At 44.4% G+C, this 18,588-nt stretch carries 22 protein-coding genes and 1 tRNA gene; 9 read left to right on the top strand and 14 right to left on the bottom strand.

Translation table 11 applies throughout. From position 1 onward, the window contains the following. Nucleotides 1-170: 170 nt before the first annotated feature. Nucleotides 171-2,405, bottom strand: a complete 2,235-nt coding sequence (locus QH73_RS01855) for a transglycosylase domain-containing protein (protein WP_052289955.1) — start codon at nt 2,403-2,405, stop codon at nt 171-173. 177 nt (nt 2,406-2,582) lie between these two features. Between QH73_RS01855 and folK the strand changes: the two genes are divergently transcribed. After that, the gene (folK, locus tag QH73_RS01850) at nt 2,583-3,101 is read left to right on the top strand and encodes a 2-amino-4-hydroxy-6-hydroxymethyldihydropteridine diphosphokinase (RefSeq protein ID WP_309476428.1); all 519 of its coding nucleotides are present in this window, start codon (nt 2,583-2,585) and stop codon (nt 3,099-3,101) included. 70 nt (nt 3,102-3,171) lie between these two features. Further along, nucleotides 3,172-3,720: an NUDIX hydrolase gene (locus QH73_RS01845; protein ID WP_039715009.1), complete on the top strand. Its 549-nt coding sequence runs from the start codon at nt 3,172-3,174 to the stop codon at nt 3,718-3,720. A 34-nt stretch (nt 3,721-3,754) separates the two neighbouring features. On the opposite strand, the gene QH73_RS01840 is transcribed toward QH73_RS01845, so the two are convergent. From QH73_RS01840 to QH73_RS01800, 9 genes are all read right to left on the bottom strand, one after another. Then, nucleotides 3,755-4,477 carry a hypothetical protein gene (locus tag QH73_RS01840; protein ID WP_039715008.1) on the bottom strand — a complete coding sequence of 241 codons (723 nt, stop codon included), beginning with the start codon at nt 4,475-4,477 and terminating at the stop codon, nt 3,755-3,757. 100 nt (nt 4,478-4,577) lie between these two features. Beyond that, the gene (locus tag QH73_RS01835) at nt 4,578-5,456 is read right to left on the bottom strand and encodes a serine/threonine-protein kinase (RefSeq protein WP_039715007.1); all 879 of its coding nucleotides are present in this window, start codon (nt 5,454-5,456) and stop codon (nt 4,578-4,580) included. A gap of 92 nt (nt 5,457-5,548) precedes the next feature. Next, the gene (locus QH73_RS01830) at nt 5,549-6,535 is read right to left on the bottom strand and encodes a tetratricopeptide repeat protein (protein WP_052289954.1); all 987 of its coding nucleotides are present in this window, start codon (nt 6,533-6,535) and stop codon (nt 5,549-5,551) included. A 114-nt stretch (nt 6,536-6,649) separates the two neighbouring features. Further along, on the bottom strand, nt 6,650-7,273 hold the full coding sequence (locus tag QH73_RS01825; protein ID WP_201277922.1) for a bilin-binding protein: 624 nt from the start codon (nt 7,271-7,273) through the stop codon (nt 6,650-6,652). Then, on the bottom strand, nt 7,257-7,739 hold the full coding sequence (locus tag QH73_RS01820) for a 2Fe-2S iron-sulfur cluster-binding protein (protein ID WP_039715005.1): 483 nt from the start codon (nt 7,737-7,739) through the stop codon (nt 7,257-7,259). The genes QH73_RS01825 and QH73_RS01820 overlap by 17 nt, the downstream gene beginning before the upstream one ends. A gap of 129 nt (nt 7,740-7,868) precedes the next feature. Continuing rightward, entirely contained in the window at nt 7,869-8,537 is a 669-nt protein-coding gene (locus tag QH73_RS01815; protein ID WP_039715004.1) for a V4R domain-containing protein, read from the bottom strand. A 55-nt stretch (nt 8,538-8,592) separates the two neighbouring features. Then, nucleotides 8,593-9,078 (bottom strand): bilin-binding protein, encoded by a 486-nt coding sequence (locus QH73_RS01810; RefSeq protein ID WP_039715003.1) that lies wholly within the window; start codon nt 9,076-9,078, stop codon nt 8,593-8,595. 12 nt (nt 9,079-9,090) lie between these two features. Further along, complete coding sequence (locus QH73_RS01805; RefSeq protein WP_039715002.1) at nt 9,091-9,612, bottom strand: hypothetical protein; 522 nt, start codon at nt 9,610-9,612, stop codon at nt 9,091-9,093. Next, complete coding sequence (locus QH73_RS01800; protein WP_039715001.1) at nt 9,609-10,331, bottom strand: V4R domain-containing protein; 723 nt, start codon at nt 10,329-10,331, stop codon at nt 9,609-9,611. Before QH73_RS01800 ends, QH73_RS01805 begins: the two co-directional genes overlap by 4 nt. Before the next feature lie 235 nt (nt 10,332-10,566). Here QH73_RS01800 and QH73_RS27980 point away from each other — a divergent pair, with 235 nt between their 5' ends. Next, nucleotides 10,567-10,722: a hypothetical protein gene (locus QH73_RS27980; protein ID WP_236146870.1), complete on the top strand. Its 156-nt coding sequence runs from the start codon at nt 10,567-10,569 to the stop codon at nt 10,720-10,722. A 2-nt stretch (nt 10,723-10,724) separates the two neighbouring features. Here QH73_RS27980 and QH73_RS01795 read toward each other — a convergent pair whose 3' ends face one another. From QH73_RS01795 to QH73_RS01785, 3 genes are all read right to left on the bottom strand, one after another. After that, nucleotides 10,725-11,135, bottom strand: a complete 411-nt coding sequence (locus QH73_RS01795; protein WP_039715000.1) for a ribosomal maturation YjgA family protein — start codon at nt 11,133-11,135, stop codon at nt 10,725-10,727. A gap of 185 nt (nt 11,136-11,320) precedes the next feature. Next, the gene (locus QH73_RS01790; protein WP_039714999.1) at nt 11,321-11,863 is read right to left on the bottom strand and encodes a DUF2231 domain-containing protein; all 543 of its coding nucleotides are present in this window, start codon (nt 11,861-11,863) and stop codon (nt 11,321-11,323) included. Nucleotides 11,864-11,936: 73 nt separating this feature from the next. Beyond that, on the bottom strand, nt 11,937-12,677 hold the full coding sequence (locus tag QH73_RS01785) for an LmeA family phospholipid-binding protein (RefSeq protein ID WP_039714998.1): 741 nt from the start codon (nt 12,675-12,677) through the stop codon (nt 11,937-11,939). 366 nt (nt 12,678-13,043) lie between these two features. Here QH73_RS01785 and QH73_RS01780 point away from each other — a divergent pair, with 366 nt between their 5' ends. Then, entirely contained in the window at nt 13,044-14,084 is a 1,041-nt protein-coding gene (locus QH73_RS01780) for a hemerythrin domain-containing protein (protein ID WP_039714997.1), read from the top strand. 99 nt (nt 14,085-14,183) lie between these two features. Here the strand turns inward: QH73_RS01780 and QH73_RS01775 are convergent. Beyond that, a tRNA-Ser gene (locus QH73_RS01775) sits at nt 14,184-14,270 on the bottom strand. Between the two features lie 129 nt (nt 14,271-14,399). Between QH73_RS01775 and QH73_RS01770 the strand changes: the two genes are divergently transcribed. The 5 genes from QH73_RS01770 (at nt 14,400) to QH73_RS01750 (ending at nt 18,550) form a co-directional block, all read left to right on the top strand. Further along, a complete protein-coding gene (locus QH73_RS01770) occupies nt 14,400-14,762 on the top strand; it encodes a 2Fe-2S iron-sulfur cluster-binding protein (protein ID WP_039714996.1) in 363 nt (120 codons plus the stop codon). Next, nucleotides 14,752-15,381, top strand: a complete 630-nt coding sequence (locus QH73_RS01765; protein ID WP_063777326.1) for a thermonuclease family protein — start codon at nt 14,752-14,754, stop codon at nt 15,379-15,381. Before QH73_RS01770 ends, QH73_RS01765 begins: the two co-directional genes overlap by 11 nt. 17 nt (nt 15,382-15,398) lie before the next feature. After that, on the top strand, nt 15,399-16,229 hold the full coding sequence (locus tag QH73_RS01760) for an inositol monophosphatase family protein (protein WP_039714995.1): 831 nt from the start codon (nt 15,399-15,401) through the stop codon (nt 16,227-16,229). A 97-nt stretch (nt 16,230-16,326) separates the two neighbouring features. Next, nucleotides 16,327-17,286 (top strand): J domain-containing protein, encoded by a 960-nt coding sequence (locus QH73_RS01755; protein ID WP_039714994.1) that lies wholly within the window; start codon nt 16,327-16,329, stop codon nt 17,284-17,286. 10 nt (nt 17,287-17,296) lie between these two features. Next, entirely contained in the window at nt 17,297-18,550 is a 1,254-nt protein-coding gene (locus tag QH73_RS01750; protein WP_039714993.1) for an ATP phosphoribosyltransferase regulatory subunit, read from the top strand. Nucleotides 18,551-18,588 lie beyond the last annotated feature (38 nt).

The following is an 18,588-nucleotide window of genomic DNA, read 5'->3' as shown; positions in this document are numbered from 1 at the left end:
CTTCAGTCTAGCTCGTCATGTTTTTTTGGACTCTTACAAATTCCTTAAACGTCAGTTATCGGTTATCAGTTATCAGTTATCAGTGAAGAGTGGTAGTTGGTAGTTGATTGGTTCTTTTCTCCCTCAGCCTCCCCAGCTCCCCCAGCTCTCTTAACCCGACTCCCGACTCTCTACTCCCGATCTGTCGGGGTTTCTTGGCTTGGAAATAGGCTTGGTTGGCGAGGAATGCGATTTTGACGCAAGCGATCCATGAGTCGATTGTAGCGTTGTGGGTCGGCAGCGGGGGTTTGACGCTGCAAGCGCGATCGCCAGCGACTGTGACGCAGTTCTTGGCTTTGTCGATCGCGTCTGCGTCTTCTGCGGGTAGGTTGGTAATTTTCTGAGTTTTCGCCTTGGCGTAGAGAACCACCTTCGCTATTTTGGTCGGTGATTTTGCCAATCGATATTCTTCTGGGTTTAACTGGCTGTCGTTTAATACTAGGTTTGCGGTTGTCTAAGTTGGGTAAAGCAGCAAATTTCTCTACTTCCATGCCTTCCACGGCTTGCACCATAAACCGATTCCAGGCATAGGCTGCCGTGCTGCTACTACCTGCTGTGGGTTGATTGTTATCGTTTCCTAACCAAACTCCGGTAACGAGTTGGGGAATGTAGCCGACGAACCATAAATCGCGAGCTTTGTCTGATGTACCAGTTTTACCTGCGACAGAACGATCTGCCAAAGCTGCCGCACCGCCAGTTCCAGCAGTGATGACATTTCTTAACATCCAAGTGGCGATCGCCGCACTATCTGGGTCTAAAACGCGCTGAGATGTAAACTTAGCATCGTAGATAATATTACCGCTGCGATCGCGAATTCGCCGGATGCCATGAGCTGCTGTATGCATTCCCCCGGTCGCTAAAGAACCATAGGCGCTGCTCAATTCCAACAAATTGACTTCTGCCGAACCTAAAGCTAGGGAATAGGCAGGGATTAAGGGCGATTTAATTCCCATCGATTGGGCGAGTTTAATTGTAGGATCGAAGCCTACATCCATTAATACCTTGACTGCCACTACGTTAATTGAAGCAGCGAGGGCATCCCGCATCGACATTTCGCCCCGAAACCTTTCGCTGAAGTTTTTCGGTTCGTAACCATCGACTTTAAAGGGAGAGTCGAGGTATTGTTTGTAAGGAGAAAGACCGCTAGCGATCGCAGCTGTATAGACAAATCCTTTGAATGTCGATCCTGGTTGTCTTTGGGCTTGGGTAGCGCGATTGAACTGGTGTTTTCCGAAATCCGTTCCCCCCACCATTGCCCTCACTTCGCCGTTACGAGGATCGATCGCTACTAGTGCGGCTTGCTCGAATCTTTGCCATTTTCCATTCTCGGTTACAGTTTTTAACACAACTGCTTCCGCTGCTTGCTGCCATTTAGGATTGAGGCTAGTTTCTACAGTCAGCCCGCCTGCTTTAAGGACATCCGCAGGAACGTATTTGGGTAGTTCTCGTTGAATGTAGGTAGTAAAGTAGGAAGCTTTAGCTTGAAGCCGTTTGGGAGAACTTGTTTTTACTGTTAAAGGTGCATTTTTCGCTGCCATCGCCTCAGATGCAGTAATGACTCCATCCTCCTGCATCCGCTGCAATACTAAGTTGCGCCGCCCAATTGCTGCCGATTTATTCACTGTAGGAGAATAAAAATTGGGTGCTGGTGCTAGTCCAGCAATTGTCGCCATCTCAGAGAGTGTAAGCTGATTAACTGACTTGCTGAAATAAACCCAAGCCGCGTCTGCTACCCCATAAGCCCCTTGTCCCAAATAAACTGAGTTGAGATAACGCTCTAAAATTTGGTCTTTGCTCAAATTCTCTTCAAGTTTCATCGCTAGACGAATCTCTTTGAGCTTGCGCCACAGACTGCGCTCTTGGTTTAAAAAAAGAATTCGTGCCAGTTGTTGCGTAATGGTACTACCACCTTCTACTAAATTAGCAGAGCGCAAATTTGCCCAGACTGCCCTGACAATTCCCTGGCGATCGAAACCGCGATGTTGATAAAAGCGCCTGTCTTCCGAAGCAATAAAAGCTTGAACTAGAGGCTTGGGAATTTGCCCTATTTTCAACGGTTCTCTAGTTGCTGGACCTTGCTGCTGTAAAATTGTGCCATCCCCAGCCGCGATCGTCAGCGTTTGACTCCGCACGGTAGCGGATAACTCATCAGCAGGTGGTAGACTACTCTCTATAGATAACCAAACACTACTCAATGCTGCTAGCCCGCCGCCAAAACCCACAAGCAACCAAAACCAGAACCGAAAGTAGAGGGGTTTGTAGCGAGATTTAATAGAAGATGTCTGGGAACTACCTGAAGATCGCCCACTTTGGTGGCGATCGGAAAATTTTCCAGATGAACTTTGCCCTGTTGAATCTGGTTCCATCAGCTTTGGTTGTTCACTCCTAAAAATAGCGGATAAATCCCATCACACCAACGCGATCGCTCGTAACAACTACGAGTCCCATTTCAAAGCTATAACCGTCTTGCATATTTTAATCCCTGTTTAAGAATGGAGTCTTAAGTGACACACTATTAAACAGTTATCAGTTGTCAGTTATCAGTGACCAACTACCAACTACCAACTACCAACTACCAACTACCAATTACTAATTGCGCGATCGCCCTGGGAAGTAATCTTGGTGATTCTTTGGCTATTGTAGAGGCTGCTTTAGCAACTTTGTCAGATTTACCTGAGATTGCAATTGTGTCAAAGTCTAGCTGGTATCGCACAAAAGCAGTAGGACCACCACAGCCAGATTATATTAATGGTTGTGCAGTGCTTCAAGTTCAACTGTCACCGCAGGCATTGTTAGATATTCTACTGATAACCGAAGCAAAATTCGGGCGCGTGCGCCAAGAACGCTGGGGGGCGAGAACGCTTGACATTGACTTGTTGTTGTACGACGATCTCATTCTCGACACTCCTAGCCTTACCCTTCCTCATCCCCGCATGAGAGAACGCGCCTTTGTTCTCGTTCCACTAGCAGAAATTGCCCCAAATTGGATCGATCCTGTATCCGGTAAAGCGATCGCCACGCTACTCCAAGCTGTAGACTGTACTGGAGTCAGTTATCAGTGACTAGTTATTCGTGACTAGTGACTAGAAAAGAGTCCAGTCACCAGCCACCAGCCACTCCCTACTCCCTCATATGATGCAAGAACCTCCACAGTTGCTCAAACATCGCCTGTTTTACCAAGGGCGTAAATTTAGCTTTGAAGTCAATCGCTATCGTTTACCCAACCAAGTTGAAGGCGATTGGGAATGCGTCCGCCATCCTGGAGGCGCTTTAGCTGTCCCTGTGACTCCAGAAGGTAAATTAATTCTATTGCGGCAATATCGCTTTGCCGTACAAGGCAGAATTTTAGAATTCCCGGCTGGGACTGTAGAGCCTAATGAAACACCTTTTGAAACAATTCAAAGAGAAATTGAGGAAGAGACAGGTTATCGCGCTCAGAAATGGCAAAATCTAGGACAGTTTTTTCTCGCCCCTGGTTATTCTGATGAAATTATTTATAGTTTTTTAGCGCAAGATTTAGTTCCCTTAGATGTACCTCCCAGTCAAGATGCAGATGAAGATCTAGAAATTGTCTTCATGTCACCCCAGGAACTAGAACAAGCCATTCTCGCCGGGCAATCAGTAGACGCTAAATCTATCGCTAGTTTTGTCCTAGCCAAACCATTCTTACTTGCTTCTTAGTCGATGGCAGCTGATAACTGATAACCGATCGCTGTCAAACTTGCGCCGACCGCGGTTTTGCAGCAACCCAGTGAGAGTAAGAAGTAACTTGAGTAATCAAGACTCCTTCGGGTAATTCACCAATTTTTTTATATTCAATTGTAGTTGTAAAGTCGCGGATGAACTGAGCGACTTGACAGACGTAACCAACAATCCATTCTTGTATCCAATTGAGTTGTTCGATATTGGCTACATCCTTTCCTTGTCCGGCAAAGGTGATTTTGCCAAAACGGTCGAACTCAAATAAATTGAGCCATTCAAAATCAGGACGAGTTGATTTCCACGTGTTGACAGTCAACGTGCGTCCTATGTAATTGATACTATATTCATTTAGTTGAATCAGAGCTTGAACTATATCTTCAATCTTGACAGCTACTCGCTTAAAACCCAAAATCCATAAAATCTGGCGTTTAATATCGCCTAATCCTTGATAGTTATGGGGACTTTCTACAGAAATTCTTTGATGATTGGCTACTAAAACTTCTAGTTTTTCAACTTTAGTAGAAATTTCAGTGGTATCGGCATAAAGAGTTTGTAAAAGTTGCTCGATAGTTTCTTCTAGATAAATTCCTCTTAGAAGCTTTTCTAAAGTTTCTTGCGTATTGAAGCAAAAACCAGTTTTTTGACTCAAGATTGCTTTTAATTCATCTTCATTTTGAAGTAGGAGTTTCCGAATATAATAGCAAGTTGAAAACCCAGGCTTGACTAAGTAGCTCATGATATTAATTGATAGTAAAGGTTGTGTAACGCTGCAAAAAAGATAAGTAAACTCTTAAATAGAAAATATAGCGATCGCAGTTGGATAATTTACTAGCTTGCTAAGCTTGCGTACTATTTAAATAAGAAAATGAAGGAATATTAGAAGGTAGATTTAGAGGGGGAATATTACCATACGTTACTTTTTCTACTTCTATTGCTAATTGAACTGACTTCTTCATCTCAGATGCTGACGGAAAACGCTTGTTAGGGAATTTTTGCATGGCAGTGGAGATTGTCGAACGTAGTAAGAGCGGAACAGCGCTAGGAATTTCCACAGCCTGATTCATGTGGGCTGTCATTAATTCTCCTGGCATTCCTGAAAAAGGACGAAATCCCAAAACCAACTCGTACAGCATGACTCCAACGGCATAAAGATCTGAAGCTGGAGAAGATTTACCGTAAAATCTTTCTGGAGCCATATATGCAGGAGAACCAGTACAAATAATTTTATCTGTAGAAATTTCTTGACAAACTCTTGCTAAACCAAAATCAGAAATCCGAGCTAAGTAGCTAGTAGAACCTATACTGATTAAAATATTTTCTGGCTTAATATCGCAGTGAACAACGCCACGAGTGTGTGCGTGTTCTAGTCCAGCAAGAATATCTGTAATAAATTTCAAACCGTGAATGAGATTAAAGTCATCGCTTTGCATGAAATTCCGCAAAGTTCCAGCTTCGCAATAATCCATAACTAGGAATCTTGCATTTTTTATATGCTCTATACCTTGAAAAGAAATAATATTAGGATGCTGTAAGCTAGATAAAAAGTGTAATTCTCGTAGAAACTTTTTCGTGGGAAAACGTTGTTGATCGAGTTCTTTAAGTGCTACAGTCTTACCATTTTTTTTATCAATGGCACAGTAAACTCGTCCAAATTGTCCTTGTCCAACTAGTTTTAAAACATGATACTTGGAGGAAGTTGGTAAAGTTTCACTCATGATTTTTAGGGTGAAAAATATCTTAATGGCTAGCGGCGATCGCAACGATACCGGATTTCGTTACCGTGCGATCGCCTCTCAAGTGACCTAAATTAAGAGAACAAAGACTCTAAGGCAATGTCTTCAAACGATTCTGCCATTGAGCTTTCGTAAGCCACCTCTGTGAGGGCTTCTGCTTCACTAGGCGAATCTAAATCGTGAAACTTCTTACCGAGGTCGCGAGCAATTTGATATTTATCAATCTCACCGCTCTCAAAGAATAGTCTGGCGGCTTCGCGTAAATCCCGTACTGCCGCTTTTTTATCGCCAAGATCGGCATGGGCAAGACCGCGACTTTGAAAAGCTTCTGCATACTGAGGATTAACTCGAATTGCTTCTGTGAAATCACCAACTGCTGCTTCACGATCGCCCAAGCGTTGGTAACTCAAACCACGATTGAAGAAAGCATTGGCAGAAATTGGATTGATTCGCAAGCTTTGAGTACAAGTCTCGATATCGCGCAAAGCATCTACAGTTCTGGCAATCTTAGCTTGTTCGTTCATCAAACGGCTGTTTTGCTCCTGTACCAGCATATTAGTTTGTTGCTGGAGCTGCTCTAGCTGCTGGTTGAGCATTTCTAGTTGTGTTTGTAACTGATTTTGAATGTTTGCATCTTGCTCTTGGAGTTGAGCAAGACTGCGATCGCTGTTTTCTCGTGTTTGTTGCAAGTTATTATTTGTTAGCTGAAGATGTTCGTCTAACAACTTAATTCCAGCTTGAGCTTCACCATGCTTTTTCTCTGTTTGTTGCTCAAATGTTCCCAATTCTTCACTCAGTCTTTCCAGATTAGATTGAGTTTTTACCTGCTCTTGTAGTACTTGAGCGATCGTGGCTAGATTGTGTTGTTTTAAATGATCTAACAGTATCCGCCGATTGGTTAAATTGAGTGCGACAGTGACAGAGAGCGGAATTGCAGCAACTGCTGCCTGATTTAGCATCAAAGAAGCGATCGCACCGCCAATCGAACCAACTACCGATGCGATTTCTACCTTTTCTAACCAAGGATATTTATTTGCTGGTGCTGTGAAATTATCTTGCATAGTAACTTACTGTGAATTTTCAATTAATTAGATGGTAATGAGTAATGGTTAATGGCTAATAGCTAATAGCAACGAACAATTAGCCATTAGTAACTATCAACTGCCAACTACCAGTTATGTTTTACCCAAAATCACTTGATTGAGTCCTAAAACTGGAGATGCAAGCGCTGCTTCTTCAGCAGATAGAAACTGTTTCATCAACTCGTTTAGTAATGGATAAGTGATGTTAGCAATATGTCCGTATTTATAAGCACGAACGATAGTTTGATACCAAAGCAAACAACTTTCTCGCAAGCGATCGAGGTCGCTACTCAATACAGTTGTGGCTGTGTAACGTATCATATTTTTCAGATCGCGTTGGCAGGTTGAAACATTGAGCTTATTATTACCTTGCCCAAACAAATTCTCGTTAGCAGCCCACTTTGCCTCTAACTGACTGAGAACTTCTGCCTCAGCAGCTTGAATTTTTTGATATGTACTGACGCGAGAATCAAGAGACTCAATGTAATCTCTGAGAAACTGGAGTTCTTCTGAAGTAGCGTAGCGACCGTCCGCTTCTACGGTCAAGCGGGCTAACTGACTCAACATAAACTTTTCTACTCCTGGGCAATAATTAGTGATAACACCATTCAGTTTTAGGTTTGCTATGTATGAATTGCTGAAATTACCGAGCTGCAATATTTCTACAATCCAAAATCTAAAATCTAAAATGGTATGGCGCTTAGGTATCGCTGGCATGATTCAGATACTCAGCAACCTCAGTACGAGTATCTTGAAGTTGAGTAATCATCGAACGAGTGACTAATTTACCAGCTTCTACGAGAATTCTACCGTCTAGAGGGTGAAGGATATTTTGTTCTGCCCGCGTGCCGATGAGAGACTCAATATCATCAATTGCACTGACATACGTACCAGAAGGTAATTCAACGACTACACCTTCACCAATCACTAAAGCTTGACAAGCGAGGCGAGAATTATTGTTAGCAGAAGTAATCACTTCAATGGTACGCCGTTCGCGTCGGCTGGGTGAAGATAAGCCTTCCATGCCACTTTTGATGTAAACATGGCAGGTAGCGCACATCCCTCGACCGCCACACTCATGCAACACATTCAGTTCGTTTTTTAATAGAACAGATAGGATGTTGCCATTCGTTTGAATGGAGGTTTCTTCACCGATTGGTTCTAGTCTGACAGTCTTTGCCATGTTTTTCGGTCTATCGATTGTAAATAATTAACCGTTGAGAAAGTCAAAAGTTAAAAGTCAAAAGTCAAAAATGAGGCATTGACATCTAAATACTTCTGACAATTGCTCTGATGCAATTTAGATGTGTCTTTATTGGTTAGAACTGTTGCAAAGTCGGTGCATGATAATTTCATGCTCTTGCTGTTCTTCTAACCAAGCCTCAGCAGGTTTGATTCGTTGTGCTAAACCTAGAACAAAGTGATTGTACTCAGCTCCCAACGATTCGCAGGTTGTTTGCAGACAGTGGAGTTCTCGACCTGTCAGTTGGCTGAAGAAAGCGCGGAGAATGCCTGCTTCAAAGTGACACACTGGTCGTTTGCTCTGAGGTGCTTGCTTGGCGTAGGGAGAATTCTGAGTTTTCACCACCAAAAATCCTTGTTGGTAGTAGCTCAAATCTAATTCAAAAGTTCCCCAGCCATGAGCTTTCCAACACTGTCTGAGACACTGGGTAAACTCAACCATCTCCATTTCGTTGATCGGCTTGGAGTAGTACTTGCTAACTTGTTCGACAAACCGAGCGTAGAAATTTTTGCCCCACCAGCGTCCGCAATTGGCAAGCACTACACCGGAAGCTTGACCTGTTTCTTGGTTAAGCGCGGCATAAATCGATTGAATGAGCGTATCTGGAATTGCTATGAGGCGATCGCCGTGGCGATTTTCCAGTAAACCTGATTCAAAATCACCCTGAATGTAGGCATCAAAGGCAAAATAATTTCCTGGTAAGCGTTCGTCTTTGATTAAATCGGCGACAGTAATCATGATTTCGTCTGTTGCTTCTGCTTGTTTAATATTGAGTTATGCTGGCGAGTGGTGCTTATGCTGGCACTGTGGCTGCACTACAAGTTCCCATGACAGCTTGTTCCACTTGAGCTAGGAACGGTTGCAGCAAAGCCATTTGTTCCTCAGCCAGAATTTCTGGCAAGCGAGTTATGAGGAACTGATAAAGAGTTGTATCAATGCCTTGTGTCTGGTGAACTTGAATGATGTCCGTCAGCCATTCCAGCAATCGATGTTGGAGAAACATGGGATTATTCAACAACATTGCCATCGCGCAGTAACGTAGCGTTCCCAGCCAATTTTTTAAGGCGCGTTCGATGGTTTCTTGTTTGTGTTGGGGAAAAGTTACAAGCAGTTGGTCAGCGATCGGCTGAAAAATAGCAATTTCGTTATCCCGTAGCAATTCATAAACTTGCAAGCGTTGGGCAAGGGAGGAAACATGATGCTTTAAAGCAACAATTTCTTCTAGCCGAAGATAGCGTTCTTCAGCATCATCAAGTATGGCTCTGATTTCTGGGTACATAAATTTGCAGCTTTAGAATAGATCTGATAAGTCTGAGAAGGTCGGTTCGGGAGTTAAAGATGGAGGTAGCTTAGTTGCCGATCTAGGCAGAGTTCCAATTTCTGGATTCCCTTCCCAAGGAAGATACCCAAAACAATCTTTAACTCGTTGTTTCATCCGAGCATAGGGGTCTAATTGTCCCCAGTTAACATCCTCAACTGGTCGCCCTTGCCAATTGCAATGGCTGAAGAATTTTTTGACTGAAAGCCGCAACCAAGCTGCGTGAGGATTGGCGATGGGAGTAAAATGCTGTTGCGGCGATTGATGTTGTAGTGGCGTTGGAATCGGCGAATCGTTCTTGACTGGCTGTTGTTCTCCTTCCCATCCACAAAGCCGCAAGAATTGTTGAACTGTCAGGCATTCCCAAGAAGAGAGAAATTCCTCGCTGAGTTGATGTTGCGGGTAATCGGCATCCTCAAGTTCTTGTCCGTCCCAGTTACAAGAGTGCAAAAATTGCTGTACCGATTGGCACAGCAAAACATTTCGATTCCTCATCCTAACCGTTCTCCATGACGCAGCCGCTTTTCAATATCGCGAGCTGTAGCACCCTCGTTGTGCCAGAAGGCAGCAGCATCAATTCGGTCTTTTGTACCCAAGAGGAATTTACAGTATGTTTCTCCCATTGAGTAGCACTGAATTTCAATGCAACTCAAGGTTTTTTTAACAAGATCGCTGAAGAATCCAGCGAATAATCCCGCATAGATATGACAAACTGGTTTACCAACATCGCCCAACGTTCTAGCTACGGCAGAATCGAAGATGTTGACGAACATGAACCCGTTTTTATGGTCGCTCATATCGACTTCCCAGTTGCCCCAGCCTTGAGCGGTGAAGGGCCACCACCATGCTTCTAGCATATACAGGGAATTGACTTCTTTGACGTTCTTGCCATATTCCCGCTCAAACCACTGTTGAAAGAATTTGGCATCCCTGGTTCCCCACTCGAAACCAATGTTGTACATCAAGACTGTAGAAGCGCTACCGACTTCTTCTTCCAATCCCTCAATTAATCCTACAATGAAGTCTTCTGTGGCAAATAGATGGCGCTGGTCGTGCCAATCGGTGACAATGCCCGTGTTCGGTTGAAATTGGAAGTAGTCATCAAAGCTGTAATGGTCGTGCTTTTGGGGATACTTCTTCTTTAAGGAATATTCTGCTTGCGTACCTGGTTTTGAGTGAGTAGAAAAGAGCAAATTGTCGGACGAGATAACCATTTAAGAAATACTCCTATGCATGAAAAATCGGGTGATTCTTCCGTGTAGTTTCTAGCGCGAGGCTAACTTTTTATAGCGTTAAAGCTTACAAAGTTTCCTGTTTTACATATTTAACTTTTATATTTAACTGTGTGTCAGTTAGGCGAGCATCCTTAAATTCACTGATTTTTCTATTAATTTTCCGTAATATTAAGAGGATTACGCGATCCTACGGAATACAGTTATCAGTTATTGTTTGGGCGCGCATGAAGCGCCGAGTGACTTACTGAAGCGGTTAATCTATTTGCTAAACCCGCTCGTACAGTTATTAGTTATCAGTTGTCAGCGATCGCCTAATTTTACCGTTTGGTGGAAGGTGACTATGCTTGCTGTCGCTTGGAATTTGGTTTAACTTTAACTCTTTTTTGCATGTCCTTTTACCTTTAATTGCTGCAACCACAGCCATCCTAAAAAACAGCCCAGTACGTAATGGGGAAAGTCCCATAAAGAAAAGGTGGAGCCGAGTAGCGTTCTTCCTATAAAAGTGGAGCGGATTTTTTCTAGTAGGGGAGGATGCCACAATTGCAGAAATTCAATTCCACAAGTGATCGTGAAAACCCATATAGGTATTCGAGCGATCGCATTGCTACTGCGCCAAAATAAAAATGCTAGCAGACACCAGAAAATCTCGTAAAACACTGCGGCTATGTAATTATTAAACCACTCTTGGGCAAAGCCAGTATAAAACTTAAAAAGAAAGCCCATCGTGGTAACGACGAGCAAGGAAATAATTATGTATGCAGTTTGAGTAGCGGGCGATCGCATTTAGTTGAAGACTAAAGGTTATTTAATTTGACATATAGCGATTCTATTTTAGTCATGAACCGACTGTTATGGTAGTTGACGGCTGACAGTTAACGGTCAACTGTCAGTCATCGACACGCAAAATTCACAAATTGTTTAGACTCGCTGTATTAACTTACCTTTAGCCCTGGAATGCAATTTACTAGCTATGGTTCTGAACGGCTAGTGTTGCCAATTACAGCAATTTTATGTCGATAAACTAGCTCTGCACCATACCAGCCGGACAGCCCTAATAGTGTTGCGGTAATGAGTGAAAGTGTCAAGCCTGTGGGTAAGATAGCCCCTACTACATTGTTAAGCCGGAGTAAGAGGTTAATCCCCGTTAAGACAATAATAGTAATGTTGAGAACTAAATGCGCTAAACCAGCTGTGCGCTTACGCACGCGATCGATTCTCAAAAAATCCATTAAACCCGTAGCTGCTGCTGGTAGGGTAGTAGCAAATCCAGCCACCACTAGCCAAAAAGAAGCTCTTGCCCAGAAGGGATCTTTATTCAACCAATAAACTAGGTCAGTTACAGCTAACCCAACGAGAAAAGCGATTGGCAATGTGACAAGCAGTGGATGCAGAGGATGACCTACTATTGCCACTGTGCTGGGAATACCAGGGTCGCGATATTCGCGCTCGTCATTCTCTACGAGTGCGGGAATATCAGGATATGGTGTTCCTGTTTTTTGTTGTGTATCCATAGGAGTGAGTTGTTAGGGGTTAGGGGTTAGGGGCTAGGGGTTAGTGCTAACCCCTAATTCCTCGAATTACAAGTCATGCTGATGGAATTTGTGTGACATTAGCCTCTGCAATTAGGGCGATCTTTCCTGCTTCGATCTGTAAATTTTTGATACGGAGAGAGATCCCTTCGAGGTCAAAGTTGCTCAGATTCAAAATTTCACTGGTTGCATCTACTAAAGCCTTAGTCAACTCCGGAGATTGTGCTTGTTCGTCTTCATATTGCACATCTTGTAAAGTGACAGTTTGTCCCCCGGAAGCAACTTCCGGTACGGCAGTAAAAGCCACTTGCTTTGTTTCGTTAGTTTCCTGCAAACGGACGTTAGCATTCAAGGACACTTTTCCTTCACCTGGTAGTTGGAAATCTACCTGCTGGGGAACTACGGTCATTTGTTGCCCATTAACATCAATTTTTGTGGCTTGCAGTTGCTGACGGATGTACTCGGAGTTGAAAGCACGATTGATATCTGCTGCTGTCAAAACCACGCGAGCCTTACCTTGAGTTGGTTGAGTCAGCTCGATTTTACCCATTGCCGCGCTGAGGGGGTTAATGGCAACGCTATCCACCTGCATATCCATCTTTTCTACTCGCAGGTCTTTTTGCATCACCATTCCTTCACCGGCGATCGCCACCGTGTCTACTTGTCCTTGCAATGCTTTGAGCGGATCTGTTTTAATGTTTACATTTAACTTTTCTACTTCATCGAGTTGACTAGACAACCCGATTTCTGCGGCTTTATTCAGCGCTTGTTCTCCCAATCCTTGTTGTTCTGACATCCGAATCTTATACCCTTAGTTTGCTCCTCTTGAGTCAATCTAACGATTTGTCAAACGTTGTGTATCTGTCTTGTGGTGGAGGAGATTCTACGTTGAGTCAACCTATATCAAGGCATCAGTAGATTTTTAGCCAATAGACAAATCTTCCTTAAACAAATTTTAATTTTTTCACTTCAAAAAGCCTGACAAGAAATATCACCTATAAGCCAAATTAATTAGGTATCTCTGAGCCTTTTTCCACCTTTTGACTGGTTTTTTCTAACTATGCTACCGATCCATCAAAAGAAAGATGGAATTGGGCAATCTGCGTGACAACCTAAAAGATGTAGCCGATACATACAAAAATATTGAGAGGAACTGGAAAAGATGGTCGTAACATTAGACGATACCAAGCGTTCTGCTATTGCGGTTAAACTAGCTGACGTAAAAGCTCTACAAGAGTTAATAATTTCTAACGAAGAGACACTGCTAGGACAAATCAACGATTCGGAAATTCAAAAGCGCCTGCAAGAAATGCTCGATTCCGATCGCAAGAACTTGGGCGTTATTGAGACTGTCATCGTGCAATATGGTATTCAGGGAGAACCCAGAAAGGCTACACAGGAGCTAATCGAAAAGACCAAGGAAATGATGCAAGGGTCTGAATTGTCTTTGTATGATAAGTTCGCTCAGCACGAACTGCTCAAACACGGACAAGCAATGACCGGTATCATGTTGCACAAAGCTGCTCAAGTCGTAGGTGCAGATGTTGATATAGCGTTCGGTCCTTTAAATACAGTTAACTTTGAAAACAGAGCGCACCAAGAACAGCTCAAAGGAATATTAGAGCAAGTTGGGACTCGTGAGTTGACTGGTAAGGATGCAGATCAAGGGCTATGGGCGCGGGTACAAGACGCGGTTGCTGCTTTCTCTGGCGTAGTCGGTAGTGCCGTTACCCAAACTTCTGATAAGAAGGATATGAACGTCCAAGATCTGATTCGTGCAGATCACAGCAAAGTGAATACACTGTTCACTGAGTTGTTGCAGAGTGACAATCCTCAGAAGATCCAAGAGTACTTCGGTCAAATCTACAAAGATCTATTGGCTCATTCGATCGCCGAAGAGGAAGTGGTCTATCCTAGAGTGCGTGCTTTCTATCCAGAAGATAAAGTTCAAGAACTCTACAGCGAGCAAGCTGAATTCAGAACCAAATTAGACGAGATTAAAGCGATCGATCCTTCTAATTCACAGTTCAAAGATAAAGTTAAGCAACTGATGGATGCTGTTGGCGATCACATTCGTCAAGAAGAGTTCGACATGTTTACCGCAATTCGCAACAACCTCAGTAGCGACCAAAGCGAGCAAATGGCTAGCGACTTCAAAGCTGCTAAAGCCAAAGCACAACAAGAAATGGGCGTTGTCAGCTAGGCTGATGCGGTAATACCAAAGATTAATTCTAGTGGAACGTAAATTTGTAGGGACGCACAGTTGTGCGCCCCTACTTTTAATCGACGTATGAAATTTCAACGGAGAGGGTGGGATTCGAACCCACGTTGAAGTTGCCCCCAAACAGCATTTCCAGTGCTGCGCCTTCAACCACTCGGCCACCTCTCCAGGTGTCGCGATCTCCCATCATACAATAGAAAAGAATATTTTCAAACCAATCTAAAATCGTGTCACGCGCTTTAGCAGATGAAACCTCCGCAAGGCAGTGGCTCCAAAATCTAAAATTCAAAATTTCCCATGACACACACAATTCGGATACACGATCGCGCCAACGGTACAATTCATACTGTCGAAGTCCCCGCAGACCAATACATTTTGCGCTCGGCAGAACAACAAGGGGTAGAATTACCATTTTCTTGTCGCAATGGTGCTTGTACGACTTGCGCTGTCAGAGTGTTATCAGGAGAAGTGTATCAGCCAGAAGCAATGGGACTTTCACCAGAATTACGCGATCGCGGTTATGCTCTGTTATGTGTCAGCTATGCCCGTTCTGACATGGAAGTAGAAACCCAAGACGAAGATGAAGTTTACGAACTGCAATTTGGGCGTTATTTTGCCAAAGGTAAAGTTAGGGCAGGATTGCCTTTGGATGAAGAATAGTCATCAGTTATCAGTTATCAGTTATCAGTTAGTGAGTAGTAGTTTCTCCCGTGTCTTCCTTGTCTCCCTTCTTTTTCTCCCACTCTTGTTTATTCAGGGTTGTCAGTCTCGTGCGATCGATAACGGAATGCAAGCGCAGGTTGTGCGTGTAGTCAGCGGACAAACTCTAGAAGCGATAAGTAGAGGGGAGGCTTTCAAGGTGAGACTTTCGGGAATTGAAGCCCCAGATCTCCAGCAACAGCCTTGGGGACAAGCAGCTAAACAGCAGTTAGAAGCAATGGTCAACGGGAAGACAGTTACCTTAGAACTTGACGGACAGCCAGATAAATTTGAGCGACAGTGGGCTTATGTGTGGCAAAATGGCAAATTGTTGAACGAGCAACTCCTAAAAGAGGGATACGTTTTGTGGGATGGGCGATCGCGCGATCGGAAGTATGACGATCGCTTGGAAAAAGCGCAAGCCTGGGCAAGAATTATCGGGCGTGGCGTGTGGGATGTGAAACAACCAATGCGGCAAACCCCGGCTGAATTTCGGCAAATGGCGGGGTCGGGAGTCGGGGGAAAGAGAGCTGAGGAAGCTGAGGGGGAAAAGAATCAACCAACAACTGTCAACCGTTAACCGTCAACCAACTACTAATGACAAACGATCGACAACTCCAAATCTTCCTAGATATTGCTACAGAAGCCGCCTTATCTGCGGGTGCAGTTTTGCTGGGCTATTTAGGTAAGTTAGAAGAAGTTAGAGAAAAAGGACGGGGTGGAGATTTAGTCACTGCTGCCGATAAAGCATCGGAAGTAGTAGTTTTAGAAGTCTTACAGCGGCATTTTCCCGACCATGCCATTCTAGCGGAAGAATCGGGCAAGCTGGGGAATGCAGACAGCGAATTTTGTTGGGCGATCGATCCTTTAGATGGAACGACAAATTTCGCGCATCAATATCCTTGTTTCGCCATTTCCATTGGGTTATTAGTGGCTGGAGTTCCACAGGTTGGAGTCATTTTCGATCCTTATCGTGATGAATTGTTCCGAGGGGCAAAAGGGACGATCGCGACCTGTAACCGCAAACCTATAAGCGTTTCAACCACAGCCGAACTGAGTAAGTGTCTTCTGGTAACTGGTTTCGCCTACGATCGCCGCGAAACAGCCGATAATAACTATGCCGAATTCTGTCATTTGACTCACCTGACTCAAGGAGTTAGACGCAGCGGCGCAGCAGCTTTAGACTTAGCTTATGTTGCCAGCGGGCGCGTTGATGGCTACTGGGAACGGGGAATTTCTCTATGGGATATTGCTGCTGGAATTGCCATTCTCAAAGCAGCAGGGGGTCAAGTCAGTGCCTATGATGGTAGCCCAATCGACTTAGCAACTGGCAGAATTTTAGCCACAAACGGACTAATTCATCCAAGTCTCAGCCAAGAACTACTTCAAGTGCCACCACTATCAACTTGGAGTCATTATAATCCCTAGCCACAATCTGGGAATTATTAGATCGGTGGTGATAACCAAACCACGCTAATATCACATTCCAGCGATCGTGCAATAGGCAGAGGTGAGACAAAAACATATGTCTTTTAAGATTGATGGCGGATTATTTTTATTTGACTTCACAGATTGCCATGCAATTTTGGGCGTTCCAATTGATGCCGACTTTAAAGAAATTCGCAAACGCTATCTGATTATTGCTCGCTGCTTGCATCCCGATACTTGCACGGCTAAAAGTATTTCAGATAAACAAGCGGCAAATCATATTTTGTCCAAGCTTGTCAATCCCGCTTATAAAAAATTATCCCAGGATTACAGTCGTGTTGAATACATGGTGACGCTGCGGGAGATGGGCAAGCGGTTAGCTCAGGATACAACTAGCATTTCGCTCAAAAACGAACGATCGATCCAACTTCAACACAGTACAGATATCGACCAGGTATATCAAAAAGCGATCGCTGAAGTGACAAAACAACAGTATGAATCTCTCGAAAGAATTATCCCTACAATTAGTCAAATCAGCGAATTAAACCTAGTCTACTTAGGGCGTAAAGGTGGTACTGGGTTTATGGTTGCTAGAACGACTGTGCCATCTGTGGTTCCCAGCCAACATTCTCGACCGACAGCATCTTCGCCTCCCCCAACTGAGCCAGAGTCACCTCCATCGCCAGCCGAACCTTATCTTCGTCGCGCCCAGTCCTTGATGGAAAAGAATCTCTTCGCCCCAGCGAGTGTAGAGCTAAAAGACGCGCTGAAACTAGAGCCAAATAATAGTCGCTGTCATAGCTTAATTGGCACGGTTTATTTGAAGCAGAATCAGGCTACTATGGCTAAGGTACATATTAACAAAGCCCTACAATTAGACCCTAAAGATCCGATCGCCCTAGAAGGAAAACAACTGTTAGATCGGCTGGCGAGTAAAGCTGGCACTCAAACAGCCACTTCTGATAAAACTGCATCTAAAACTGCGTCGAAAAAACCATCAGAACCATCTGGAAGTGGGGGAATGTTTGGCGGTCTATTTGGAGGCAAGAAAAAATAAACAAAAATCAATGGTCTACCAATCGCCTGCGGGAGCAAGAGATTTATTACCCTTAGATGTGGCTCAGAAACACTGGGTCGAAGAACGGTTGCAGCAGGTATTTCATCGTTGGGGCTATCACCGCATCATTACTTCAACCCTCGAACGGTTAGATACGCTGATGGCTGGAGGAGCAATTCAGCGATCGACGGTGATCCAAGTTCAGGATCGCGAGGAAGAATTGGGGTTGCGTCCAGAATTGACAGCCTCGATCGCTCGCACTGCTGTAACTCGGATGGCAGGAGCGACCTTTCCGCAACGCCTCTACTACAACGCTAACGTCTTTTGCCGCACGCCCGATAGCAGCCACAATCGCCAGTTGGAGTTTTATCAAACTGGGGTGGAGTTGCTGGGTAGCGAAGGATTACTGGCTGACGCTGAAGTGTTATTGCTCCTAGCTGAGTGCTTGAATGAATTGGGCTTACACCACTGGCAGCTGATTCTCGGCGAAGCGGAAATTACCCAATCGCTATTGGCTCCTTTCCCCGCATCTGGACGCGATCGCGTTCGACAGGCGATCGCTCACCTCGATCGCGTCACGCTTGAAACTCTACCTTTAAGCGAAGATCTACGAGCTAGAGCTTTAATGATGCTCGATTTGCGCGGACATCCCGCAGATGTATTGCAAAAAGTCACAAAATTAAGTTTAGATGCACCACAACAAGCAGCTTTACACCGACTCAAATCGCTAGTTGAGATTTTGAATCGATGCTTTAGTGTAGACTCAAACCAAAACTCGCAAAACTTTCCAGTCATTCTAGATTTGAGCATGATTCGCACCTTTGACTATTACACGGGGATCGTGTTTGAAGTCATCGGCAATGCAGCGATCGACAATACAATAGCTCAACCGCAAATTTTAGGACAAGGAGGTCGTTACGACCAACTTTTAGGACTGTATCATCCCCAAGGTAAAACGATTCCGGGGATTGGCTTTGTCCTGAACACGGAAGATTTACAACAAGCCTTGCTGTCTGCCGATCGCTTACCGCAAGCCACACCTGCGAGCGATCTGCTCGTTGTCGCTCGATCGCCAGCAGCTTACGCGGCGGCTTTTGCCTATGCAGAAAAGTTACGCCATACCCCAGCGATCCGAGTCGAAATGGACTTAGGCGATCGCCAACCAGAGGAAATCCGCACCTACGCCCGCCAGCGCCGCATCCAACAAATTGCTTGGCTCAAGGATGACGGTTCAGCTGAGATTGAAACGATAAAGAGGGAGTAGGGAGCAGGGAGTAGGGGAGGCAGGGGAGAATAACAACT

Origin of the sequence: Scytonema millei VB511283 (assembly GCF_000817735.3) — a bacterium.
In the GTDB taxonomy this organism is placed as follows: domain Bacteria; phylum Cyanobacteriota; class Cyanobacteriia; order Cyanobacteriales; family Chroococcidiopsidaceae; genus Chroococcidiopsis; species Chroococcidiopsis millei_B.
This window is presented reverse-complemented; position numbering and strand designations above follow the sequence as displayed.